The sequence below is a fragment of the Paludisphaera soli genome (assembly GCF_011064595.1).
Classification (GTDB): domain Bacteria; phylum Planctomycetota; class Planctomycetia; order Isosphaerales; family Isosphaeraceae; genus Paludisphaera; species Paludisphaera soli.
Genome location: NZ_JAALJI010000001.1, coordinates 414,512 through 437,233 on the forward strand (window position 1 = coordinate 414,512; position 22,722 = coordinate 437,233).

General features: G+C 70.4%; 17 protein-coding genes. 8 read left to right on the top strand and 9 right to left on the bottom strand.

Going from position 1 to position 22,722, the window contains the following annotated elements; all coding sequences use genetic code 11:
* Positions 1 to 4 precede the first annotated feature (4 nt).
* Positions 5 to 358 carry an HNH endonuclease gene (locus G6O68_RS01455; RefSeq protein WP_165244030.1) on the top strand — a complete coding sequence of 118 codons (354 nt, stop codon included), beginning with the start codon at positions 5 to 7 and terminating at the stop codon, positions 356 to 358.
* Positions 359 to 362: 4 nt separating this feature from the next.
* On the opposite strand, the gene G6O68_RS01460 is transcribed toward G6O68_RS01455, so the two are convergent.
* Genes G6O68_RS01460 through G6O68_RS01470 form a run of 3 tightly spaced genes read right to left on the bottom strand, consistent with a single transcriptional unit; the run spans position 363 to position 4,134 of the window.
* On the bottom strand, positions 363 to 1,286 hold the full coding sequence (locus G6O68_RS01460) for a DUF4123 domain-containing protein (RefSeq protein ID WP_165244032.1): 924 nt from the start codon (positions 1,284 to 1,286) through the stop codon (positions 363 to 365).
* 46 nt (positions 1,287 to 1,332) lie between these two features.
* On the bottom strand, positions 1,333 to 1,914 hold the full coding sequence (locus G6O68_RS01465) for a PAAR domain-containing protein (RefSeq protein ID WP_165244034.1): 582 nt from the start codon (positions 1,912 to 1,914) through the stop codon (positions 1,333 to 1,335).
* A 30-nt stretch (positions 1,915 to 1,944) separates the two neighbouring features.
* Positions 1,945 to 4,134: a type VI secretion system Vgr family protein gene (locus G6O68_RS01470; RefSeq protein ID WP_165244036.1), complete on the bottom strand. Its 2,190-nt coding sequence runs from the start codon at positions 4,132 to 4,134 to the stop codon at positions 1,945 to 1,947.
* A gap of 281 nt (positions 4,135 to 4,415) precedes the next feature.
* Between G6O68_RS01470 and G6O68_RS01475 the strand changes: the two genes are divergently transcribed.
* Complete coding sequence (locus G6O68_RS01475) at positions 4,416 to 5,861, top strand: FHA domain-containing protein (RefSeq protein WP_165244038.1); 1,446 nt, start codon at positions 4,416 to 4,418, stop codon at positions 5,859 to 5,861.
* Positions 5,862 to 5,883: 22 nt separating this feature from the next.
* Here the strand turns inward: G6O68_RS01475 and tssH are convergent, their stop codons facing one another.
* A complete protein-coding gene (gene tssH / locus G6O68_RS01480; protein WP_165244040.1) occupies positions 5,884 to 8,607 on the bottom strand; it encodes a type VI secretion system ATPase TssH in 2,724 nt (907 codons plus the stop codon).
* A gap of 203 nt (positions 8,608 to 8,810) precedes the next feature.
* Here tssH and G6O68_RS01485 point away from each other — a divergent pair, with 203 nt between their 5' ends.
* Positions 8,811 to 9,776: an alpha/beta hydrolase gene (locus G6O68_RS01485; RefSeq protein WP_165244043.1), complete on the top strand. Its 966-nt coding sequence runs from the start codon at positions 8,811 to 8,813 to the stop codon at positions 9,774 to 9,776.
* A gap of 21 nt (positions 9,777 to 9,797) precedes the next feature.
* Here the strand turns inward: G6O68_RS01485 and G6O68_RS01490 are convergent, their stop codons facing one another.
* From G6O68_RS01490 to G6O68_RS01505, 4 genes are read right to left on the bottom strand one after another with little or no spacing between them, the layout of a single operon-like run.
* Positions 9,798 to 10,979 carry a metallophosphoesterase gene (locus tag G6O68_RS01490; protein ID WP_165244045.1) on the bottom strand — a complete coding sequence of 394 codons (1,182 nt, stop codon included), beginning with the start codon at positions 10,977 to 10,979 and terminating at the stop codon, positions 9,798 to 9,800.
* A 42-nt stretch (positions 10,980 to 11,021) separates the two neighbouring features.
* Positions 11,022 to 12,338, bottom strand: coding sequence for a glycosyltransferase family 4 protein (locus G6O68_RS01495; RefSeq protein WP_165244047.1), 1,317 nt, complete (start codon positions 12,336 to 12,338; stop codon positions 11,022 to 11,024).
* A 52-nt stretch (positions 12,339 to 12,390) separates the two neighbouring features.
* A complete protein-coding gene (locus G6O68_RS01500; RefSeq protein WP_165244049.1) occupies positions 12,391 to 13,518 on the bottom strand; it encodes a DUF362 domain-containing protein in 1,128 nt (375 codons plus the stop codon).
* On the bottom strand, positions 13,497 to 14,645 hold the full coding sequence (locus G6O68_RS01505) for a glycosyltransferase family 2 protein (protein WP_165244051.1): 1,149 nt from the start codon (positions 14,643 to 14,645) through the stop codon (positions 13,497 to 13,499). The genes G6O68_RS01500 and G6O68_RS01505 overlap by 22 nt, the downstream gene beginning before the upstream one ends.
* A 335-nt stretch (positions 14,646 to 14,980) precedes the next feature.
* Here G6O68_RS01505 and G6O68_RS01510 point away from each other — a divergent pair, with 335 nt between their 5' ends.
* Entirely contained in the window at positions 14,981 to 16,099 is a 1,119-nt protein-coding gene (locus G6O68_RS01510; RefSeq protein WP_165244053.1) for an SGNH/GDSL hydrolase family protein, read from the top strand.
* 3 nt (positions 16,100 to 16,102) lie between these two features.
* Here the strand turns inward: G6O68_RS01510 and G6O68_RS01515 are convergent, their stop codons facing one another.
* On the bottom strand, positions 16,103 to 16,849 hold the full coding sequence (locus G6O68_RS01515; RefSeq protein ID WP_165244055.1) for an RNA polymerase sigma factor: 747 nt from the start codon (positions 16,847 to 16,849) through the stop codon (positions 16,103 to 16,105).
* Between the two features lie 722 nt (positions 16,850 to 17,571).
* Between G6O68_RS01515 and G6O68_RS01520 the strand changes: the two genes are divergently transcribed.
* The 4 genes from G6O68_RS01520 to G6O68_RS01535 all read left to right on the top strand — a co-directional run bounded on the left by G6O68_RS01520 (position 17,572) and on the right by G6O68_RS01535 (position 22,683).
* The gene (locus G6O68_RS01520) at positions 17,572 to 18,552 is read left to right on the top strand and encodes a sigma-70 family RNA polymerase sigma factor (RefSeq protein WP_165244056.1); all 981 of its coding nucleotides are present in this window, start codon (positions 17,572 to 17,574) and stop codon (positions 18,550 to 18,552) included.
* Between the two features lie 204 nt (positions 18,553 to 18,756).
* Complete coding sequence (locus tag G6O68_RS01525) at positions 18,757 to 19,926, top strand: 1-deoxy-D-xylulose-5-phosphate reductoisomerase (protein WP_165244057.1); 1,170 nt, start codon at positions 18,757 to 18,759, stop codon at positions 19,924 to 19,926.
* Positions 19,914 to 21,953 carry a site-2 protease family protein gene (locus tag G6O68_RS01530; RefSeq protein ID WP_165244058.1) on the top strand — a complete coding sequence of 680 codons (2,040 nt, stop codon included), beginning with the start codon at positions 19,914 to 19,916 and terminating at the stop codon, positions 21,951 to 21,953. Before G6O68_RS01525 ends, G6O68_RS01530 begins: the two co-directional genes overlap by 13 nt.
* Positions 21,954 to 21,978: 25 nt before the next feature.
* Positions 21,979 to 22,683: a hypothetical protein gene (locus G6O68_RS01535; RefSeq protein ID WP_165244059.1), complete on the top strand. Its 705-nt coding sequence runs from the start codon at positions 21,979 to 21,981 to the stop codon at positions 22,681 to 22,683.
* The last annotated feature ends 39 nt before the right edge of the window (positions 22,684 to 22,722 follow it).

Below are 22,722 nucleotides of genomic sequence, written 5' to 3' on the forward strand. Positions count from 1 at the left end.
GAGGATGAGCCGAGCGTTCGGATTTTCGACCGCCGTCCGGGGCGAGGCGCTCGTCCGTCAGGGCGGTCGATGCGCCTGCTGCGGCGACCCGCTTGAAGACCAGATGGATCACGCCCACCACGTGATCCCCAACCAGTCCGGGCGGGCGGGGGAGGCCGGGCACGCCTGGCTGGCCTCGGCCGACAACTGCGTGGTGCTCTGCGAACTCTGCCATTACCGGGTGCATGAGGACGGCCGCTACCGCGCCGGGGCCGTGGCCCCCCCCGAGTATTTCCTGCACTCGCACGGGGACGCGGCGCGGAGGCATCAGGAGTGGGTCGTCGGCCTCCGGCGCGCCAGCGGATCGGTCTGGGGGTGACGCCTCAACCGCCGTCGTCGAGCGGGATCGTCTCGATCGCGACGCCGTTCCGGTCGGCCCGATACCGATCCAGCCCGCCGTCCTCGCGCTCGCAGAGGTACGAGCCGACGTCCCGGAAGTACGCGACTTCGGCGGGCTTGCCCGCCGGTAGGTGGGTCCGGAGGACTCGCGGGTCGTAGAAGCGGAATACCCCCTCCCCGCCAGAAGCCGTCCTCCTCGTCGCCAGGCGGAACAGCCCGGCCCGCAGTTCGTCGAACGGCCGGACCGACGTCAGGAAGACCCCCCAGGCCTTGCCCCAACCGTCGCGGACCAGGGCGTCGAGGAAGGTGGAGTGCCTCGGCAGCTCGATCAGGTAGGGCGCGACGACCGCCAACTCGGACGCTCTCGGCTCGTCGAACATCGACTGATGGCGCTCCGGGCACTCCAGCACCCGCCGGTAGACGTCCGGGCCGCGGGCGGCGTCCAGGATCGAGTAGAGGGGGTCGCGGAGCCCTCGGAGAATGGCGATCGCTCGGTCCTGCGGCGAACCGGACGCGTGGGGGAGAGTCGTTTCGGCGGAGCCGAGCGATGGGCCGAGGGGTTCCGCGGGCGTCGCGGCGACGAGGACCGCTCCTGAAGGGGCCCCGGCTTCCAGGCGGACGCGGAACAGGGTCTCCCCCGCGCCGATGAGGTCGCCTGGGCCGACGAGCCCGGCTTCGACCTCGGAGCCGTTCACGGTCGTCCCGTGGGAGCTGCCCAGGTCGCGGACGCGTCCCTCGCGGCCGTCGAACTCGACCGAGAAATGGCGACGCGACATCGTTCGGTCGCCGACCAGCACCATGGCCGAGGGCTCCGCCCGTCCCACGACCGCCTCGGCGCCGGCCTCGAGCGCGAACGACCGGCCCGCGTTGGGACCCGACCGGACTTCGAGGACGAGGACTCGACTCATCGTGGGCTCCCACCTGGGGCGTCGACGGCCCGGGACGCGCCTGGCTTCAAAGCTCGACGAAGGGTTCGCCGGTCTCGGCGGCGGAGGCCATCGCGCCGACCCCGCCGACGTACATGGCGTCGCCGATGATCACCGTCGGCATCCCCATCGCGATGCTGTTGGGCGGGCCCAGGCACTCGATGATCGTGTCGCCGGCACGGCTGGCGGGGAGGTTGTTGATCAGAACTGACAGGCTGCCGGTGACCACCATGCCGGTCGAGTGCGGCGGGGGGGAGGCCGGCGGGGCGAGAGGGGTCGAGCACATGTGCTGGTCGGCGCCCATGCCGGCGCTGGTCATCGCGGCCGTCATCGATGCGGTGGCCGCCTGCTGGGCGGCGACCTCGGCGGCTTTCGCGGCGGGGAAGGCGGGCGTCCCGGCGGCGGCGGTCGAGGCGACCATCGCGGTCGTGATCGCCGCGTCGCTGGCGGCCTTGGCGGCCGTGATCCCGGGGGCGGCGGCCAGCGGCATAGCTCTCCAGGCGGGCTTGCCGCCGATCAGCACGTTGAGGCTCCCCGGCCCCGGGCCGAGGATCGGCGGCAGCGGGTGGGCGACGGGGTCTCCGACGCGTGCGGCGGGCCCTTGCGGCATGGTCGGATTCCCCTTTCGCTCGGGATCTCGTCACGAGCAGGACTTGTCCCCGGTCTTGGCGTCGTCGGCTTCCTTCGGCTTCCGGGGAGCGGCCTTCTTCGGCTTCTTCGGACTGGCCGACTTCGCGGAGCCGGTCCCGCCGCCGCAGTTGATCTTCACCATCGTCCCCTCGATCGTCACGCCCGTGGCGTCGATCTTCACGAAGCCGCCTGCGGCCTTGATGACCAGCTCCATCCCGGCCTCGATCACGACCTTCATGCCCCCCTTGAGGTGCAGCTCCTGGCCCGCCTCGGTGACGTGGGTCGTCCCGATCTTCTCCTGACGCTCCCCGCCGACCGTGAGGTGCTGATCGCGGACGACGCTCTCGGTCCGCGAGCCCTCGATCTGGACGTCGTGGTTCCCGCCGCCGGGGCCGCCGCCGATGAAAAGCTCGACGTTCCCCTCGACGTGCTCGACGCGGTTGCGATGCACCAGGGCGTTGTGGTCGCGCCAGATCTCCTCGCTGTGGTCGCCGGCCTCGTTCTTCTCGTCCTCCTTGCCGACGATCGAGTGGCGGTCGTGTTGGACCCATTCGATGCAGTCGTTCTTCACGCGGGCGTCGTAGTCGCGTTCGGCGTGGAGGAAGATCTGCTGCTTGTCCTTGGCGTCGAAGAAGCGGAACTCGTTGTAGCCCTGCCCCCCCTTGCTGGTGTTGGACTTGAACCCGCTCACCAGGTTGTCGTCGTTGTGCTTGGAGTCCGGCCCCTTGCCCAGGTAGGGGGGCATCTGTTCGGCGTTGTACACCGTGCCGATGATGATCGGCTGGTCGACGTCCCCTTCCAGGTGGTCGACGACGACCTCCTGGCCGATTCGGGGCCAGAACGACCCGCCCCACCGCTTGCCGGCGATGGGCTGGGCGACGCGGATCCAGCACGAGCTGTTCTGGTCGTTCTTCCCCTCGCGGTCCCAATGGAACTGGACCTTCACCCGGCCGTATTTGTCGGTGTACAGCTCCTCACCCTTGGGCCCGACGACGACGGCCGTCTGGGTGCCGTGCACGACCGGTTTCGGCGTCACGCGACGGGGGCGGAACGGCACCGCGCAGGGGATGCAGGTGAACGAATTCTCGTAGACGGTCTCGTCGAAGTCGCCGGAGCGGTAATTGCCGGTCATTCTCGCGGAGTGGCTGACCGAGGTCAGGACGTACGCGCCGTTGGCGTTGAAGTGCTCCTTGAGGTTGAAGACGTGGCCGGCGGTGAACTGACGGAATCGGCTCGCGCCCGCGAGCTGCACGGCGTCGGCGGCCTCCTCCTGGATCCGGATCTGGGCTGTCCGCTGGTTGTCCTGGAAGATCTTCTGGACGTCGCTCGGCCGATCCCCGCGGCCGGGGTCGACGCCGTCGAACCGCTGGGCGTAGCCGCCGGGCCAGTCGTAAAGCTCCAGCTGGGAGGGGTTGCCGATCTTGAGCTTGTGCGAGACGTCGCCGACCTGCACGGAGTCCTGGATCAGCTTCTCGACTTCCAGGTGCTTGTGGGGCAGTTCGAAGCAGTGGTCCCAGAGGACGACCTTCATCGGCCGCAGGTCCTGGCTCTTCTCCAGCAGGGTCATCCGGTCTTCCTTGAGCGCCGTCCCTTCGATGGCCTCGTACGTCACGGAAGTGTCGAAGGGGACGTCCTGGTGCGCCGCCGGCTGATCGGCCACGATCATCGTGTGGCCGCCTTCGGCATGCGTGAAGAAGTAGAAGATCCCCTCCTCCTCCATGAGCCGTGAGGCGAAGTCGAAGTCGGACTCGCGGTACTGCACGCAGTAGTCGCGCGGCTCATACTTCCCCTTGAGCTGATACTGCACGGGGAGCCCGGAGAACACCTTTTTCAGGATCTCGGGGACGCCCACCTGCTGGAAGATCCGGCTCTGGGTGCGGCGCGTCAGGAACCACGCCTCGGGCACGACGTCCATGTGGTAGGTCGTGAACGTCGCGTCCCGCCCCCCCTGCACGATCCGGTTGCAGACGCCGCTGAAATGGCGGACGCCGCCGCCGGGCGCGTTGACGTGGCCGGTGACCTTCTTGCCCAGGAGCTGATCGAAGGGCACGTCGGTCTCGTGCTCGGCGATCAGATCGAACTGGAAGCGGAAGAGCTGCGAGAGCGCCTCGGAGCCGCGGAGCCCGACGAGGAACAGGCGATCGGGCCCCAGGGGCGTCGTGATCGTCAACGGTCGGTTAGCTTGGACGTAGCCGGCCATGATCCGAAGGCTCCCCAGGAAGCGCCGCGCCGGAATGGCTCTCGCGTCGGGCGGGGGGAGGCTCCCCCGCGCGGCGGCCCGCCCTCGGCGGCGATGGCGGACCGACCGAGCCCCATGATAGCGGGGCGTTCCCCGGCCGCAAGCGAGCGGATCGACGAGGTGCTCGTCATTCCCGTAAGACATTACTAAGATTGAAGTCGGTGTGACGCGGTTCGACAACGCCCGTCAGGCCCCGCGGACGCCCGGCCGCGGCGAACCGACGCACGCTTCGGGGGCCGACCATGACGACGCCTGACGACGACAACCGCACACTTGGGCTGCCCCCCGGAGCCCGTCGCAAGCTGGCTCGCGAACTCGATCGCGAGCGCGGGGACGAGCCCGGCCGGCCGTCGGGCGACACGCCCCCCGCCGGCTCGTCGCCCACGCTCCCGCCCTCCCGTCCGGGCGCGGTCCCGCCGAGGCCCCCGGCCCCCTCCCGCCCCGAGCCCGACGCCGAGAGTTACGCGACGATCCCGCCCGTCCCCGGCTTCGGCGGGCGTCGCGACCGGGGGCCGGCCTCGCCCCCGCCCGCCTCGCCATCTCCCCCGAGGGCCTATCAACCCTGGGGGGCCGACGAGCCGCCAGCCGCTCCCGCCTCGCGCGTCGACGAGCCGCTGCACCCGGGCTGGACCATGCTCGAGCCCTTGGCGCCCGTGGGCAACCCCTGGGAGCAGGTCGAGCCTCCGCCCAGCCCGCAGGCCCGGCCGCCCCTCGTCGAGCCGCCGATGGACTCCTCGGTCCCGACCCGCGTCGCGCCGGCGGACGAGCCGGGCCGTTCGCCGCTCCCGCCGCCCGCGCCGGCCTGGCGGCCCGCCCCCGCGCCGCCCACTCCTCCTGCCCCGCCGGCGAGCTTCGAGCCCCCGGCGCCGCCGAGAGACGTCCCGGGCCGGTGGACGGCGGCCCCGGGATTCGCGCCCCCGCGACCCGCGGCCGACGACAACTCGAATCGCACCATGGCGATCGACCGGGTCTTCCCCTCGCAGAAGAACCCGCTGCTGACCCTGCAGTTCTACAACACGACGTTGCGGCGATGGTCGGACCTCGGGGCGGTCCGTGGGTCCTATCTGGACCTGGGGAGGTCGACCTTCCAGGACTGGAATCCGAACCCCGAGGATCTCGCGGAGCACCACGTCCGCCTGATGATCGACGAGGGCAAGCTCTATGTGGAGCCGCTCCCCAGCCTCAACGGCGTGTACCTCAAGCTCAGGCCGAACCGGTCTGCGCCTCTCTCCCCGGGGGCGCGGTTTCGGATCGGCCGTCACGTCCTGGCGTTCCGACCGGGGGACGACGTCGCGGCCCTGGTCGAGCCCCTGCGCTCGCCCGAGGGGGAAGTCTTCCAGTCTCGGGTCCTCGTCCCGCTCGGCTTCCTCGACCTGATCGGGCCCGACGGCCGGGCCTACCTCAGCCACCCCGTCACCAAGACCGAGGAGCCCGGCACGCGGATCGGGCGAGGCGGGGCCCGTTGCGACCTGGCCCTCACCGGCGACGATTGGGTCAGCTCCGAGCATGCCCGCGTGACGTTCTCCGACGGGGCGTGCTTCCTGGAAGACCTCAAGAGCACCAACGGGACGTTCCTGCAACTGCTCGCGATGCAGGAGATCCAGTGCGGGGCGGCGGCCCGGCCCGACGCCGGCGACATCTTCGCGATCGGCGGCTACATGATCCGCGTCGTCGAGGAGCGCCCCTGAGCGGGCGCTCCTCCAGTCGTGCTCACTCGATCGTGTAGGCGAAGCCGCCGTCGTCCCCGACCGAGACGTGGACGCGGGAGACCCCGCGGGCCTCGGCCATTCGCGAGAGGACTTCCTGCGAGATCTCCGGCAGCACCGATCGGGTGAGGATGTGGTCGACGTTGCGCGCCCCGGTCTGGACCTCCTTGCAGCGGCCGCCGATGCACTCGACCACGCCCTCGTCGTAGGTGAACGCGGCGTCGTGGTTCTCCTTCATCCGCTGGGCCACCCGACCGAGCTGGAGTGTGATGATCCGCCGCATCACCTCGTCGGAGATCGGGTAGTACGGCACCACGATCAGGCGGCCTAGGAACGCCTGCTTGAAGATCTGCACCCCGCGCTCGGTGGTCGCGGCCAGCAGGTCGGGCCAGACGGCCTCGCTCAGCTGCTCCGGCGAGGGCGTCGCCTCGGCGTCGCGGCAGAGTTCCAGGATCGTGTCGGTGCCGACGTTCGAGGTCAGCAGGATGATCGTGTTCTTGAAGTCGATCTCCCGCCCCTCGCCGTCCTCGAGGGTCCCCTTGTCGAAGACCTGGAAGAACAGCTCCAGGACGTCGGGGTGGGCCTTCTCCACCTCGTCCAGCAGCACGACGCTGTACGGCCTGCGGCGCACGGCCTCGGTTAGGACGCCCCCCTCGCCGTAGCCGACGTAGCCCGGTGGAGAGCCCTTCAGGCCCGAGACCGTATGGGCCTCCTGGTACTCGGACATGTTGATCGTGATGAGGTTGCGCTCGCCGCCGTAGAGGGCCTCCGCCAGCGCGAGGGCGGTCTCGGTCTTGCCGACGCCGCTGGAGCCGACCAGGAGGAAGACGCCGATGGGCCGCCTGGGGTCGGTCAGGTTGGCCCTGGCCGTGCGGATGCGCTGGCTGATCGCTTCGAGGGCGTGGGACTGGCCGATGACCCGTTGCTCCAGCCGGGCGCGGAGGTTCAGCACGGTCTGGATCTCGTTGGCGAGCATCTTGCCGACGGGGATGCCGGTCCAGCCTGAGACGACCTCGCCGATCGTCTGCTCGTCGACGAATACCTGCATCAGAGGCTCCTCCCCCTGCACCGATCGCAGTTCGACGGACTTCGCGTTGAGGTCCGCCTGCTGGGCGGCGAGGTCCTCGGACGGACGGAACGGCTCGCCGTTGGTCGCGGACGCGGCGTGTCCGGCCTGCTCCTCGCGATAGAGGGCCTCGACCTTCTGGGCGAGTTCGCGGATCTCGGCGACGCGCGTCTTCTCGTCTTCCCAGCGGGCCTCCAGGGCGGACAGCCGGGCCTTCGCGGTCTCCAGCTCGGCCCGGCGGGCGTCGATGTCGGCGTCGTTGGGCGAGCCGGTGGCCCGCTCGCGGTCGAGGATCTGGATCTCCAGCTCCAGGTGCTCGATGTCGCGTCGGCAGTCCTCGACCGCCGGGGGGACGGCGTTCTGGCCGATCGCCACGCGGGCGCAGGCGGTGTCGAGCAGGCTGACGGCCTTGTCCGGGAGCTGCCGCGCGGGGATGTAGCGGTGCGAGAGCTTGACGGCGGCCTCGACGGCCTCCTCCAGGATGCGCACGCCGTGATGCTTCTCCAGGATCGCGGTCAGCCCCCGCATCATCCGGACGGCGACGTTCTCGCTGGGCTCCTCGACCTTGACGACCTGGAAGCGACGTGCGAGCGCCGCGTCCTTCTCGAAGTACTTCTTGTACTCGGCCCAGGTGGTGGCGGCGATGGTGCGAAGCTCGCCACGGGCGAGGGCCGGCTTGAGCAGGTTGGCGGCGTCGCCCTGGCCGGCGGAGCCGCCGGCGCCGATGAGCGTGTGGGCCTCGTCGATGAAGACGATGACGGGGGTCGGCGAGGCCTTGACCTCGGCGATCACCTGCTTGAGCCGATTCTCGAACTCCCCTTTCACGCCGGCCCCCGCCTGCAAGAGCCCGAGGTCGAGCGTGCGCAGGACCACGTTCTTAAGGGCCGGGGGGACGTCGCCCTCGGCGATCCGCCGGGCGAGTCCCTCGACGACGGCGGTCTTGCCGACGCCCGCCTCGCCGGTGAGGATCGGGTTGTTCTGGCGGCGTCGGATCAGGATGTCGACCATCTGACGGACCTCGGCCTCGCGGCCGACGACCGGATCGATCTCGCCGCGACGGGCCCGCTCGGTCAGGTTGATCGTGTACTGGTCGAGCGAGGGGGTCTTGCTGACGGCGGCCGTCCCGGCCGAGGCGGAACCGGAGCCGTCGGCGGCGGGGGCGGCCGAGGCGGCCGAAGCCCCGTCGTCCTCGTCCGACCCCGCCGCGATCTTCATCAGGCTCGGCTGGAGCTGATCGGTCTTGATCTTCCCCAACTCGCGCGAGGCGGTCCGCGCCATCCGGCCCAGCTCCTCGTGATCGAGGAGGGCCAGCAGGAGCACGCCCGAGCGGACTTCGGGGGCGTGGTACTGAAGCGACGCCAGGACCCAGGAATTCTGGATCAGCCGGACGATCGAGAGCGAGATCTCCGGGTTGCGCTGGACGCCGCGTCGGAAGCCGTCGAGCGTCTTCGTCAGCTCGCGGAGCACGACGGCCGGGTCGATCTCGAACTGGCGGAAGATCCGGGAGCAATCCGTGTTCGGCTGCTCGACCAGCTTGACCAGCCAGTGCTCGACCTCGATGCTGGGGTTCGTGCGGGTGAGGGCGAGGCCGGCGGCGCCTTGCAGGGCGTTCAGGCAGGTCTTGTTCAGGACCTTGATCAGCGCTGCGGATTCCACGGCCATCTCGACGACTCCTCGGGACGATTCCGGACGTTTCGCGGTGGGCGGTTGGAAAGCGACTGGATCGTATAGCGGCCCGAATCCCGGTGCCAACAATGAAACGCCGCGACACGCCGGATTTGCTGCCACGGGGCCCATCATCGGGCGACGTCGCCCGGTCCCGACCGGACCACCGTCCGTCGACATACGTTAGGAGAACCTCGAACATGACGCGAGGCGCAAAGATTCTCTCGGCCGCCCTGGCCGCCGCGCTCCTCTCCCTCGCTCCTTCGTTCGGCGACGAGCCGACCTACGACCGCAAGGAGGACGTCGTCTACGGCCGGAAGTACGGCACGGCGCTGACGATGGACGTGTTCAAGCCGAAGGCCGGCGCCAAGGGCGTCGGCGTGATCTTCATGGCGAGCGGCGGCTTCTTCTCGTCGCACGAGATGATCCAGCCGGTCTTCCTCAAGCCGTTCCTTGACCGCGGCTACACGGTCTTCGCCGTGGTCCACGGCAGCCAGCCTCGGTTCCAGGTCGACGAGATCGTCGCCGACGTGAATCGGGCCGTGCGGTACATCCGCGCGCACGCATCCGAATTCGGCGTCGATCCCGAACGGCTCGGCGTCTTCGGGGCCTCGGCGGGCGGGCACCTGTCGCTGATGCTCGGCCTCGCGGGTTCGCCCGGGGATCCCGATGCGGCCGATCCGATCGATCGCGAGTCGAGCCGAGTCGCGGCCGTGGCCTGCTTCTTCCCGCCGACCGACTTCCTGAACTTTGGCGCGGCGGGCAAGTCGATGATCCGGCCGATGGATCATCAGGCGCCCTTCCGCGCCTCGTTCGATTATCGCGAGCGAGACGAGGCGTCGAACCTCTGGGTGCCGATCACCGACGAGGCGAAGCTGCGCGAGAAGGCGCGGGCGATCTCGCCGATCACCCACGTCAGCCCCGACGACCCGCCCGTCCTCATGATCCACGGCGACGCCGACGACCTCGTCCCGCTCCAGCAGTCCGAATCCATCGCCGCGAAGCTCAAGGAGGCCGGCGTCGCCAACGAGTTGATCGTCCGCCCAGGCGCCGGCCACGGCTGGCCGACGCTGTTCGAGGACCTGCCGCTGTTCGCCGACTGGTTCGACGAGCACCTGAAGGCCGGTGCGGCGTCCGATCCGGCGAGTCCGGCCCGATCCGAGTAGCGCTCGTACGACGCGCCTCCGTCAGGCGCCGACCGATTCGCGGGCCGGGGCGGCCTGGTCGCGAGGCGTCTGGGAGGCCGCGCGGACGAGGGTGAAGCGGCTGATTTCCGGCGTGCAGCCATAGCGGATCGGATGCTTGGCGCCGACGCCCTGGCTGACGTACATCAGCGAGGGCGGCACCCGGAAGAAGCCGTGCTCGAACCGTCGGCTGTAGAGGCTGGGCATCAGGATGGGGCCGACGACGGGGAGTCGGATCTGGCCGCCGTGGTTGTGGCCGGAGAGGATGAAATCCCAGCCCTGGCGCGCCGACTTGTACACCCGGTCGGGGGTGTGGCTGAGGAGCATCGAGAAGTCGGCCTGGGGGACCGCCTCGTCGGGGATGTCCGGGCCCCAGGGGGCGCACGTCCCGCCGACGGCCAGCTTGCGGCCGTTGACGTCGATCGTCGCGACCTCGCCGTCGAGGACCGTGAACCCTGATGCGGCCACCGCGGCGGCGATCCGCTCCATGTCGTTGTGATGGTCGTGGTTGCCCAGGATCGCGAACCGGCCCAGCGGGCCCGGCAGGCGTTCGAGCAAGGGCGCGATCCATTCGATGCACGCGTCGTCGTCGATCAGGTCGCCGGTCACGAAGACCAGGTCCGACGGCATGTCGGCCGCGACGTCGCAAACCGCCTCGAAATAGCGGCGGTCGTAGGCGCGGGAGAAATGCAGGTCGGTGAGGTGCAGGATGGATATCTCGTCCATCTCGGCCGGTAGCTGCGGGAAGGTCACCGACCAGTCGTGGGTCTCCAGGCTCAGCGACCTGTTGCCCGGCAGCTTCAACATCCAGGAATACGAGCCGTCGCCTATGAACTCCCCGCGCGGGGCGTCTTGCAGGGCGTCGCGACGCTCACGCGGGATCTCCCGCCAGGACCGGGCCCGCCGCGACCGGGCGAAGGTGGCCGCGGGAAGCCCGACCATCGCGGCGAGGCAGCAGGCGGCGGCGAAGGCGATCAGCAGCGGGGGCCATTCCGAGACCGGGACCATCCAGTAGCGGCGAGTCAGCTCGAAGGAGACGAGCCCGCACGCGGCGAGGACGACCAGCGTCGCCTTCTCGATCCAGCGGACGCGCCAGGGGTAGCCGTGCGTGACGTTGATCGCGACCGCCAGGCAGACCGCCTCGCCGATCGCGAACGCCGCGTAGAAGATGAGGGTGGGTAACAAGGCGGTCGACTCCATGAGGTTCGTTTCAATCCTAGTTCGCAATCAACCAGATCGTCGCGACTCTCCCCCCCGGACTGGCGAACGGATTAGTTGCGCATCCCGAGGGATTTCATTCAACCCCAGTTCCCCGCCCGCCCCCCTGGAGGTCCGGCGCGGGCCCCGGGAACGGCCGGCCCCCGACTCGGGACGTCCGCCCGGCACCAACTCGTCGAAGTAGGCCAGGAGAGAGGTCGCCGAGCGGCCCCAGTCGAAGCTCGCGGACCGTCGCAGGGCGGCGGCGGCGAGCGATCCGCGCAGGCCCGGATCGCCCAGGATCGCGCCGAGCGCGCGGGTCATGTCGGTGACGTCGAGCGGGTCGAAGAACAGCCCGGCGTCGCCGACGACCTCGGGGAGCGAGCCCGCCCGGCTGGCGACCACCGGCGTCCCGCAGGCCATCGCCTCGACCGCCGGGAGGCCGAAGCCCTCCAGCAGTGATGGAAAGACCAGGGCGTAGGCCCGACCGTAGAGGGCCGCCAGGTCCTCGTCGGGCACGAAACCGGGGAGGATCACGCGACCGTCGAGCCGGTGCCGCGTGATCGCGGCGCGGATCTCCGGGACGTGGGTGTGGAAAACGTCGTGGAAGTCCCCCGTCAGGACGAGGGTCACGTCGTCCGGGGCCGACGCCGCGAACGCCTCGACCAGCCTCGGCAGGTTCTTGTGCGGGCTCAGGCCGCCGACGTAGAGCAAGAACCGGGAACCGGCCCCGACGCCGTGCCGGGCCAGCGCCGCGTCCGCGGCCTCCTGGTCGCGGATCGGCCGGAACACCGGATCGGCCGCCTCGCCGACGACGCGGATGCGGTCGGCGTCGAGCCGCAGCCGCTCCATCAGGAATCGCTTCGAGGTCTCCGAGACGGTCACGATCCGGTCCGACGACCGTCGCGCGACCCACTCCTTGAGCCACCAGGCGGCCCGGCCGCGACGGGTCGGGAAGACCAGTTCGGGGTGCTCCATCGTCAGCGTGTCGTGCATCGTGACGACGACGCGGGGGACGCCCCAAACCGGATAGAAGCTGTAGGTCGCGGGAAAGTACATCAGGTCGAGCTTCGCCCGCGAGGCCGCCCTCCCCATCGCGAGCATGTCGGACAGCCCGCGACGGCCCCGGGCCGAGGCCGCCTCGCCGGGGGCCTCGCGCACGCCGACGATCCGCGGGACGACCGATTCGGGCAGGTCGACGGTCCCGGCCGACTGGGCGTCGAGGATCACGACGACCTCGTGCCCCTGCTCGGCCGCCTTCGGTGCGAGGGCCGCGAGCAGGCGTCGGGCGAACCGGCCGAATCCCCGGCGGTTGGCCAGACAGCTTCCGTCGAATCCAAGGCGCATCTTCGGAAGGCTCCAGGGTTCGGCGCTTCGTGTCCGGCCGGTTTCGGCTCGGTCAGGCGCGGGAGGACCGACGCAACCTCGCCTTGCGGCGACGGGAACGGAAATGAGGTCCGGGGCTGGCCGTCGCCTCGGCGACGGACGCGCCCTGGACGAGTCGCAGCAGCCGATCCGACGCGTGGCGGCGGCAATTCCGGCGGACCTGCGACCAGGGCTCGCCCACGATCGTGATGGCGGCGAGGTCGGCCACGCCGAGCCCGGCCGCCTGGGCCCGACGGAGGTAGGCGACGTCGAGCGGGTCGAACCCCATGATGGCCGCGGCCACCGCGTCGACCGCCACGGGGTCGGTGCCGGCGATCACCGTCCCCAGCCGCAGGCTCGTCCCGAGCCGGGGCGCCTGGCCGTGCATGCCCGAGAAGCCGTCGATCAGGCTGATGCGAGGGGGTGCGATCGCCGCCACGGCCGACAGCCGCTCGGTCGCGCGCTCGATCCGGTCGAGACTCCTCCGCTCGGCCCCGGTCAGCCGCATCCCGCCGTCGACCGAGCGGACGGCGAGCCAGGCGCGGGCCAGCCGGCCCCGCCAGGTCTCCAGGACGCTGCAAGCCGGGACCAGCCGGGACGGGACCCGACGCGCCAACATCCCGGCCTCGAAGCCCTTGCGGTCGTCGCGCTGCAGGACGGCCGCCATCGCGGGAAGGCCCAGCCCGAGCCGAAACGTCCCGTCCGTCCGCGCCACGGCCAGCGACACGCGGCAGCCCGCGGCGACGGCCCGCGACGAGAGGCGGAGGGTCTCCGCCCGACCGCCGACGACGGCCTGACGCGGCGTCCAGGCGTCGGGCTCGGAATCGAGGTCGTGATACGCGACCGGCCTGCCCGAGGTCTCGGCGAGGTAGCCCAGCCGTTCGTAGCACGTCGAGGCCGACGGACGGGCGTCGAACTTGCCGGCGACGACGTCGAGCGATCGCGCCCCCGAGGCGATGAGCGCGTCGACGGTCGCCGAGAGGGTGTCGTGGTCGGTGGAGGCCCAACCGCGACCCAGCTCGTCGAGCGTGGGGACGATCGTCGCGGAGCCGTAAGGCTGCACGGCGGCCCGCACGTCGTCGGCGATCAGGGCGAGCGCCTGCGCCACGGCCCCGCGTCGGCGGTCCCCCTGGACCACGGCTACCTTGATCGCGTCGTCCATCGCTGGAGCCTCCGTGCCAGCCGAACCAAGGTCGGCGGGGGAATGGGCCGTCCGCCGCGGTCGACGCGGCCCTCGGCGACCGGGCGGGCCGCCCGGTCGATCGCGTACCATCGCGTCAGGGCGATCACGACCGAGACGCCGCAGCAGACGAAATAAAGCAGGTGCAGCGGGAACGAGACCGCCGCGAACCCCACCCCGCGACGGCGGCCGAGGAACCGGTACAGGCCCCGGTTCAGGCCCAGCACCACGCCGCCGCAGGCGAGCGCGGCGAGGGCCGACCAGGGGGCGAGCGGGATCGCCGCGGTCGCCAGCAAGAGCCCGCCGGTGGCGGCGACCGAGAGCTTCTGGCCGACCTGGACGTTCAGGTCGGTCTCGACGGTCCCGCTCCGCTTGATCAGGAGCATCCAGGGCACGCCGCGCCGGAAGACGTCCGTGCGGACGACCTCGAACAGGGTCCAGCGCTTCATGTGGGTCGCCTGGACGTCGCGGGCCAGCAGGATCTTCCGGCCGGCGCGGGTCAGGCGGTAGCCCAGCTCGATGTCCTCGATCGACGGCCGGGCGTAGAGCCGGGGGTCGAAGCCGCCGAATTCCAGGAACGCCGCGCGTCGGATCATGCCGCAGCCGGTCCAGAACGTGTGGGCCGGTCGGGCGTCGCGGACGAACTCGCCCTGCTGGTGGACGTAATGGTGCAGCAGGTTGCGAAACCGGCTGAGCAGCCCCGGCGCGAGCGGCCGGTCGTCGTACGAGCCGAAGAGGGCGGTGAGGTCGGGGTCTTCCTGGAACCTCGCCAGGCCGCGGTCGATCGTGTCCGGGTGGACGGCGACGTCGGCGTCGAGGAAGAAGATCAGGTCGCCCGTCGCCTTCTCCGCCCCGTAATTCCGCGCGGCGGCGGGTCCGAGCGGCCGGGCGTGGCGCAGCACGGACGCCCCGTGACGCTCGGCCAGGGGTCCCGATCCGTCGTTCGAGCCGTCGTCGACGACGAGCAGCTCATAGTCGGCCCAGGTCGATTCACGAAGCCGGCGGAGGCATCGCTCGAAGTCGACGCCCCCGTTGTGGACGGGAACGACGACGGAAAGCGACGGCCTCCCCGGCCCCGCGCTCGCCGGACCGGCGGGGACATCGTCCATGATTCACCCTCGCCCGTCAAAATGTGACACGTGCCGGAATGCGTTCACCGTCCTTGGGATCGCCCGAACACGCGCCTGGACCGCAGTCGTCGAACGGGGCGAATGACTCGCCGATGCCTTCTCAAGTTGTCTCGTCCACCCGTCGTCGCCCTGCGGACGCGACGTGCGGCGGGACTGTAGCGGGAACCCCGAAACCTGTCAATCGAGCCTGCGGCCGCCCACGGTCTGGGCCGTCGGCCGGTGGCACGGCATGGCCGAGCGAGCTAACATCGCAACGTCCGGCCCCTCGGCCGCTTTCTCGCCGATGAACCGATCCGTGGAGTCGAAAGCCACCGATGGCACTTCCTCGATTGAAGCCGCTGGTCCTCCTGTGCATCCCCCTGCTCCTCGCGGCCCGGGTCGCCGCCGAGGAGCCTATCGCCTGGCGCGACGTCCGCACGTTGACGATCGAGGGTCAGGTCTGGAAGGAGTCCGACCTCAAGTCCCCGTTCGACCGCCTGCCGGCGAAGGCCGAAGGGGTGGTCCGACCCCCGGTCTGGAATCTGTCGAGGGATTCGGCGGGGATCGCGGTCCGCTTCGTCACCGACGCGACCGAGATCCAGGCGCGCTGGACGCTGAACAAGGACCGGCTGGCGATGGCCCACATGCCCGCCACGGGCGTCAGCGGGGTCGACCTGTACGCCCGCGACGGCGACGGCAAGTGGCGCTGGGTCGCCGTGGGGCAGCCGACCGAGAAGTCGAACACGAAGTCGCTCGCGAAGGGGCTCGATCCGGGGAGTCGCGAGTATCTGCTGTACTTGCCGCTGTACAACGGCGTCTCGTCGGTCGAGGTGGGCGTCCCCACCGGCGCCGAGCTCCGCCCGGCCGACCCGCGCAAGCCGGAATCGGCCCGGCCGATCGTCTTCTACGGCACGTCGATCACCCACGGCGGCTGTGCGTCGAGGCCGGGCATGGTGCACCCGGCGATCATCGGCCGTCGGCTCGATCGCCCGGTGGTGAACCTGGGCTTCAGCGGCAACGGCACCATGGACCGATCCATCGCCGACCTGCTCGTCGAGATCGACGCGGCCGTCTTCGTGATCGACTGCCTGCCGAACATGACCGCCGAGATGGTCGCCGAGCGCACCGGGCCGCTCGTGAAGACCATCCGCAAGGCCCGCACCGACGTCCCGATCCTGCTCGTGGAGGATCGTTCCTACACGGACTCGACCTTCCTGAAGGCTCATCGCAAACGCAATGAGACGAGCCGAGCGGCGTTCAAGGTGGCCTATCAGAAGCTGCTGGACGAGGGGGTCGCTGGCCTCGGCTACCTGGACGGTAGCCCGCAACTCGGCGACGACGGCGAGGCGACCGTGGACGGCTCGCACCCGACCGACCTGGGCTTCATGCGGATGGCCGACCTGTTCGCGCCGGCGATCGAGAAGGCGATCGCAGGATCCGAGCGGGCCCGCTGAGCGTCAGTCGAATCTCATCCGGTCGAGCGAGGGCTTGCAGAACTCCAGCAGCCGAAGGTCCCCGAGTTCCTCCTCGACCTCGTCGCGGGTGGGGCTCTTGAGCGAGATGCGGACCTCCTCGACGAGGAACTCCGTGAATTTGTCGCGGGCGCGGTGGAGGATCTGGCGGAGGTTCCCCGCCGACATCGGCCGGCCGATCCGCTGCGCCAGCTCCGACGCCAGCTCCGGCGAGCGCATGTCGGGGTTGGCCAGGCGGAGCCGCATGACCTCCCAGAAGGGCTGCCCGGTGCTGGACTCGTGCTCCCGGAGCGAGTTCGAGGCTCGCTCCATGAGGTCCTTGCGCCAGCTCTGGAGGAACTGCTCGTCGAAGTCCGCCAGGTCGTCGTGGCCGACGATTGCCTCTCCGGACGCCGTGTCGAGCTGATCGACGACGTTCCGCTTCCGGTAGTAGTCGACCATCAGGTTGTGGAGCGACCGCTTCAGGTAGTCGCGGAAACGGCCCCGGCTGCGGTCGAACTGGCGGAACCGGCCCTCCAGGAACTTGAGGGAGAATTCCTGGTTCAGGTCCTTAGCGGCCTCGGCGTCGCCGAGCGCCTTGATCAGATACCGATGGACGGCCCCGGAGTAGCGAAGCATCAGGAGCTGTTTCGCCAGGTCGGCCTCTTCGGGGGTCCCGTGCTGGGCCTCGTACAGGAGGGTCGTCTGGGTCAGCAATTCGGAGAGTTTGACGTTCGGATCGCCGGGGTCCAAGGTCCGACTCCTTGACGTAAGTCGTTTCAGGACGGCCGATTTCCGAGCATTCGGGGCTTCCCGGCGGCACGTCGAGGCGAAAAAACGGCGCGTCGACTGTGACGATCGGCGACTTCGCTCGTAATTGAGTCGAGGGGAGAAGGGTCGGTCGACTCTTTTCACCCTCTCTATCATACGGACGGAGGTCGAGCCATGGAAAACCCGAGTCGGACCGCTGATCGCCGAAGCCGGCCCCGGGGTTTCTTCGGATCCGCTTCGTCCCGCCCTCATCCACTCTGCCGCCGGGTCGTCCTGGCGGGGGTCTCCGGGTTCCAGGAGGCGGGCCGGTCGATCGGCCGCCTGGTCGCCGGGCTCTCGTATCGGATCGACGCGGCCTCGGTCGCCCTCTTCTTCCTCCTCCCGAAGCGTCGGCCGGTCCTCGCGCCGATCGCGATCGATGCCGCATTCGCGAAACTTCGGCGTTCGCGGATGATCCACCAAAGATGAGTCGGCCGCCCGCCTCGGCTCCCCTCATCGATACATCGTCCTTCTTCTAACGAGCGCTTTCCGATGCGTCCGGCGTCGCCGGGCCCCCTCGCGTCCCTAGCCGACGCGACGGCCCCGTCCGCGCACGCGGCCCGCCCCGATCGGGGGGCGCCCGCGGCTCGGTCGGGCCGAGGGCCCGGGCGCGTCGAGGCGGCACGACGCGACCCGCCGATCGGGTCGGGAAAGGAACGTGGGATATGATCTCCGCCGAACGGTCTCGCAACGACGATCTCTCCAACCCAGCCCTGCTCGGTCGCGCGGACGTCCGCGTTTTGACGCCGGAAGAGGAGCGTGGGCTGCTCCTGGAACTTCACGAGCAGCGACTGCTCCTCGCGGCCGAAGCCTCGGCCCGCCGGATCGGGCCCGCCCTCGACGCTGAGGCGGGCGAGCGTTTCGACGTCCAGGAGTTCGTGCGGGCGGTGCTGGCCCCTGGCTCGCCCGTCGGCGACGAGGAGGCCGTGCTGCTGGCGGTGGCCCGGAACTACAACGCGACGCGAACCCGGTTGGCGATGGCCAACCTGCGGCTGGTGGCCCATGTCGCCCGACGCTACCGCGACCGGGGCCTCTCGGCGTCCGACCTCCTGCAGGAGGGCTTCTGCGGCCTGTTGACGGCCATCGATCGGTACGAGGTCTCGAACACCACGCGACTGGCGTCGTACGCGGTCTGGTGGATCCGCCAAGCCTTGCAGCGGGCCGTGGCGGCCGGGGTCTACCCCGTCCGGCTGAACCCGAGGCACCTGCAGAAGCTCGCCGAGAGCTCGAATGAGGCCGAAGCCGAGGCCGTCGCCCTCAAGCCCCGCAAGATCCGCTCCCAGGCCGCCGAGGCGACCCTGAAGCAGATCCACGCCGCCACCCGGCCCGCCGTCTCGCTGGACGCCCCGCTGGGCGATCAGGGCCGGGGGAGCCTCATCGACACCCTGAGCAGCCCGCCCCCCGACGAGGTCGACGACCGCGACCGCGACGAGCGGCTGGCGTCGCTCATCGACCAACTCAAGCCCCGCGAACGCCTGGTCGTCCAGCTCCGGTTCGGCCTCGACGGGCGGGAATGCCACTCGCTGAGCCAGGTCAGCCAGATCCTCGACGTCTCCAAGGAGCGCATCCGCCAGATCCAGGACGCCTCCCTCGCCAAGCTCCGGGAGCTGGCCCGGCGCGACCGGGCCTGCTGCGAGGTCGGTTGATCCAATCCAGGGGCCCCGGAGCGGGCCCCGCCTCGCCCCGACCGCGCCCCCGATCGGCAGCCTTGTCGCCGATCGGGGGAGTTCCTATAGTGCTAGTGGGCACTGCGGGGGTTTGGCCCAAGGATCGGGCGCGGCGCGACTTGAGTCGCGAGGACGGCGTCCCGACGCGGGCGTCCGCGACGGCGGGAAAGAATGGGAGAGGAGATGGAGCGAGGGGATTCCACCACGCGAGTCGTGGTCCTGGGCTCGACGGGCTCGATCGGCCGCAGCGCCCTGGACGTGATCGGCTCGGAAGGCCCCGCGCGGCTGCGGGCCCACGGCCTCAGCGCCCACTCCAACTGGCGAAGGCTCGCGGAGCAGGCCCGGGCGGCCTCGCCCCGATTCGTCGTCATGACGGACGACCAGCCCGTCGCCGAGGTCCGAGACGCCCTCCGCGGCACCGACGTCGAGATCCTCACCGGCCGCGACGGCGTCCTCCGCATGGTCCAGGACGAGTCGACCGACCGCGTGCTCGACGCGATCGTGGGCGCCGCCGGCCTGGAAGGTGCCTGGGCGGCCCTCGAGGCCGGCAAGACGGTGGCGCTGGCCAACAAAGAGACCCTCGTCGTCGCCGGCCCGCTGATCATGGACCTCGCCCGTCGCCGCGACGCGCGGCTCCTCCCAGTCGACAGCGAGCACTCGGCCATCTTCCAGGCCCTCCAGGCCGGCGACCGCCGCGAGGTCAAGCGGGTCATCCTGACCTCTTCTGGCGGTCCCTTCCGGGGCAAGACGCGCCGGGAGCTGCAGGACGTTTCGCCCGAGATGGCCCTCAAGCATCCCACCTGGAGCATGGGCCCCAAGATCTCGATCGACTCCGCCACGCTCATGAACAAGGCCCTGGAAGTGATCGAGGCCCGCTGGCTCTTCGACCTGGAGCCCGACCAGATCGAAGTCGTCGTGCATCCGGAGAGCGTCGTCCACTCGATGGTCGAGTTCGTCGACGGCAGCGTGGTCGCCCAGCTCTCGCCTCCGGACATGCGGCTTCCCATCCAGTACGCCCTGACCTACCCCGACCGCCACCCGTGCCCGGGGCCGAGGCTCGACCTGACCCGGCCGTCCGCCCTCCACTTCGAGCCGCCCGACCGCGAGACCTTCCCGGCGCTCGACCTGGCCTTCGAGGTCATGAAGCAGGGGGGCACGGCCGGCGCGGCCCTGAACGCCGCCAACGAGGCGGCCGTGGGCCGGTTCCTCGGCGGCGAGATCGGCTTCCTGGACATCGCCCGGGCCTGCCGGGCCGCGCTCGACCATCACGAATACGATCCCCGCCCGACGCTCGACCGCCTGTGGAAGGTCGACGCGAAGGCTCGCCTGGAGGTGCAACGTTGGACACCCTGATCTGGCTCTGGAACATCGCGAAGGTCGCGCTCGGGCTCGGGTTCGTCATCTTCATCCACGAACTCGGCCACTTCCTCCTGGCGAAGTGGAACGGGGTCAAGGTCGAGAAGTTCTCCATCGGCTTCGGCCGAACCATCTTCGGGTTCAAGCGGGGCGAGACCGAGTACGTCCTGGCGGCGATCCCGCTCGGCGGCTTCGTCAAGATGCTGGGCGAGGGGGGCGAGGCCGGCGAAGGCCCTCCGGATCCCACCGCGGCGAGCGACCCGCGCGCGTTCAACAACAAGTCGGTCGGCGCCCGGATGGCGATCATCTCCGCCGGCGTGATCATGAACCTGCTCCTGGGCATGGCCTGCTTCGCCTACGTCTTCGGCCAGGAGCGTGAGAAGCTCTCCGCCAAGGTCGGCGCGGTGCTCGCCGGATCGCCGGCCTTCGAGGCCGGCCTGCGGCCCGGCGACGACATCGTCGGCATCGACGATCGCGGCGACATCGGCTTCCAGGACCTGATGAAGGCCGTGAACCTCAGCAGCGAGGGCCAGATCGTCCGGTTCCAGATCCGGCGCGCCGGGGCCGAATCCCCCCTCGTCGTGCCGATCCGTCCCCGTCGCGAGGCGACCAGCGACCGGCCCACCATCGGCGTCCGGCCCGGCTCGTCGCTCGACGTGGTCGACTACCAGGCGCCGGCCGGCACGCCCGAGCCCGCCTCCCTGCCCTGGCCGGTCGAGCTTCCCGAGGCCGAGGTCCTCGGGATCCTCGCCGCCGCCCCGGCCGGCGAATCCCCCGCGCCCTTGGCCACGAACGAAGACTTCCAGCGGCTTGCGGCCCGCCATCGCGACAAGCCCCTGGACCTCGTCCTGGAGGCCCGGACCTTCAGCGGCAAGCCGGTCGCGGGGGCCTCCGGAGAGCGGAAGGCCACGCTACCGCCGAACCATTTCGTGGACCTGGGGCTCCGCTTCGCCGCCGAGCCGATCCGGGCCGTCCAAAAGGGCTCCCCCGCCGAAGGCGCCGGCTTCCGCGCGGGCGATCGGATCGTCAAGGTCGACGGTCGCGACGACTTCGACCCCATGCGGCTCCCCCTCGAGGTCTTCGACCACGCCGGCTCGCCCATGACCGTCGAGGTGCAGCGCGCCCAGGAGGCCGGGAAGCCCCCGGAGGTCGTGGCCCTCGACGTGACCCCGGACGCGACCCCGCCGACGTTCAATCCCATGAAGCTCTCGCCGGCAGAGGACTTCCAGATCCCCGGGCTGGGGATCTGCTTCCCGATCAAGCCGGTCGTCCAGTCCGTCGCCGCCGGCTCGCCGGCCGAGAAGGCGGGGCTGAAGGCCGGCGACGTGCTCGACTCCGTGACCATCCCCGCCACGCGCGGGCGCCCCCGGGGCGGGGCCCCGACGGGGACGGAAACTTGGCTGGTCCCCCGCGAGCAGACCCTGAAGTTCGACGACGGGACGACCGCCTGGCCTTTCGCCTTCAGCCTGATGCAGTCCCTGCCGATCCAGGCCCTGGGCCTGAAGGTGCACGGCCGCGACGACGTCGTCTCGCTCCGGCCCGAGATCGTCCCCGACTGGTTCGACCCCGATCGCGGACTGGCGTTCTCCGACGCCTTCAAGGTCCTCCCCCCGCTGGCCTTCGCGGACGCCCTCCGCGAGGGGCTGAACGAGACGGTCGAGAACGTCGGCGTGATGTACGCGACGATCCGAAGCCTCTTCACGGGCCGCGTCAGCATGACCAACGTCGGCGGGCCGATCCTCATCAGCCGCGTCGCCTACGCGGCGGCCAAGTCGGGCCTGAGCGAGTTCCTCAACTTCCTGGGCTTCATCAGCATCAACCTCGCCGTGCTCAACTTCCTGCCGATCCCCCCGCTCGACGGCGGCCAGATGGTCTTCCTCATCGCCGAGAAGGTCCGCGGCCGGCCCCTGCCCGACTCGGCGCTCATCGCCGGCACCTACGTCGGCCTGCTCCTGGTCCTCTGCCTGATGGTCTTCGCCACCTATCAGGACGTGTTCCGGATCCTCAAGGAATTCTTCCTGTGACCCAGGCCCGGATCGGAGAGGCCGCGTGAGTGGGTTCCAACGACGCATCACCTTCGCCCCGGACGGACTCCCCATACTGGCGGCCTCCCGCCTGCCGATCGACGAGGCGATCCGGCGTCTTGAGGCGGGGGAGACCCCGGCGCGAGTCTTCGGGGAGCATCCCCGCGACCTCGTCGCCGCGGTCGCGACCGCGGCGTTCGGCGAGGACGGCTCTCTCGGACCCTCGCTCGTCCGGCGTCCGCCGGATCGACCCGGGCTGGTCGCCTCGGTGACGGAGGCAGCCCTCGCCGAGCTCCTCCCGAGGGCCCAGCGTCCGATCCGGCTGACGCTCTCGGCCGGCCTGCTTCAGATCCTCGACGCCTGGGAGGCCAGTCATGAGGCGGCGCAGGAGGCCGATGACCTGGGCGAGCGGCGGTTCTCGGCCTACTGGCACGGGATCGCCCATCGCCGCGAGCCCGACCCCGGCAACGCCGCCTACTGGTTCCGTCGCGTCGGCCGGCACGCCCTCTTCCCCGCCCTGGCCGAGGATGCGGGGCCCCTGCTCGAAGCCCACGGCAATCCGAGATGGGCGGGTCGCCTGACGGGCTCCCAGGGCTGGGACCCGCACGCGATGATCGAACTATGCACACGCTCTCGCCCCGGGACGGATGAGGAGAGGCTCGCCCGCCGACTCCAGCGGCTGGAGATGGCGATCCTGCTGGAGGCGACGGCGGAGGCCGTCGGGGCCTAGCTTCGGACGATTGACTCGGCCTCACAAGGGGTTTAAGAT

Excerpts from the sequence above, each read along its gene's own strand:
- G6O68_RS01500 (WP_165244049.1), bottom strand. The coding sequence starts at position 13,518 with ATGGACGACGCGATCAAGGTAGCCGTGGTCCAGGGGGACCGCCGACGC.
- G6O68_RS01495 (WP_165244047.1), bottom strand. The coding sequence starts at position 12,338 with ATGCGCCTTGGATTCGACGGAAGCTGTCTGGCCAACCGCCGGGGATTC.
- G6O68_RS01525 (WP_165244057.1), top strand. The coding sequence starts at position 18,757 with ATGGAGCGAGGGGATTCCACCACGCGAGTCGTGGTCCTGGGCTCGACG.
- G6O68_RS01520 (WP_165244056.1), top strand. The coding sequence starts at position 17,572 with ATGATCTCCGCCGAACGGTCTCGCAACGACGATCTCTCCAACCCAGCC.
- G6O68_RS01510 (WP_165244053.1), top strand. The coding sequence starts at position 14,981 with ATGGCACTTCCTCGATTGAAGCCGCTGGTCCTCCTGTGCATCCCCCTG.
- G6O68_RS01460 (WP_165244032.1), bottom strand. The coding sequence starts at position 1,286 with ATGAGTCGAGTCCTCGTCCTCGAAGTCCGGTCGGGTCCCAACGCGGGC.
- G6O68_RS01485 (WP_165244043.1), top strand. The coding sequence starts at position 8,811 with ATGACGCGAGGCGCAAAGATTCTCTCGGCCGCCCTGGCCGCCGCGCTC.
- G6O68_RS01470 (WP_165244036.1), bottom strand. The coding sequence starts at position 4,134 with ATGGCCGGCTACGTCCAAGCTAACCGACCGTTGACGATCACGACGCCC.
- G6O68_RS01465 (WP_165244034.1), bottom strand. The coding sequence starts at position 1,914 with ATGCCGCAAGGGCCCGCCGCACGCGTCGGAGACCCCGTCGCCCACCCG.
- G6O68_RS01475 (WP_165244038.1), top strand. The coding sequence starts at position 4,416 with ATGACGACGCCTGACGACGACAACCGCACACTTGGGCTGCCCCCCGGA.
- G6O68_RS01455 (WP_165244030.1), top strand. The coding sequence starts at position 5 with ATGAGCCGAGCGTTCGGATTTTCGACCGCCGTCCGGGGCGAGGCGCTC.
- G6O68_RS01505 (WP_165244051.1), bottom strand. The coding sequence starts at position 14,645 with ATGGACGATGTCCCCGCCGGTCCGGCGAGCGCGGGGCCGGGGAGGCCG.
- tssH (WP_165244040.1), bottom strand. The coding sequence starts at position 8,607 with ATGGCCGTGGAATCCGCAGCGCTGATCAAGGTCCTGAACAAGACCTGC.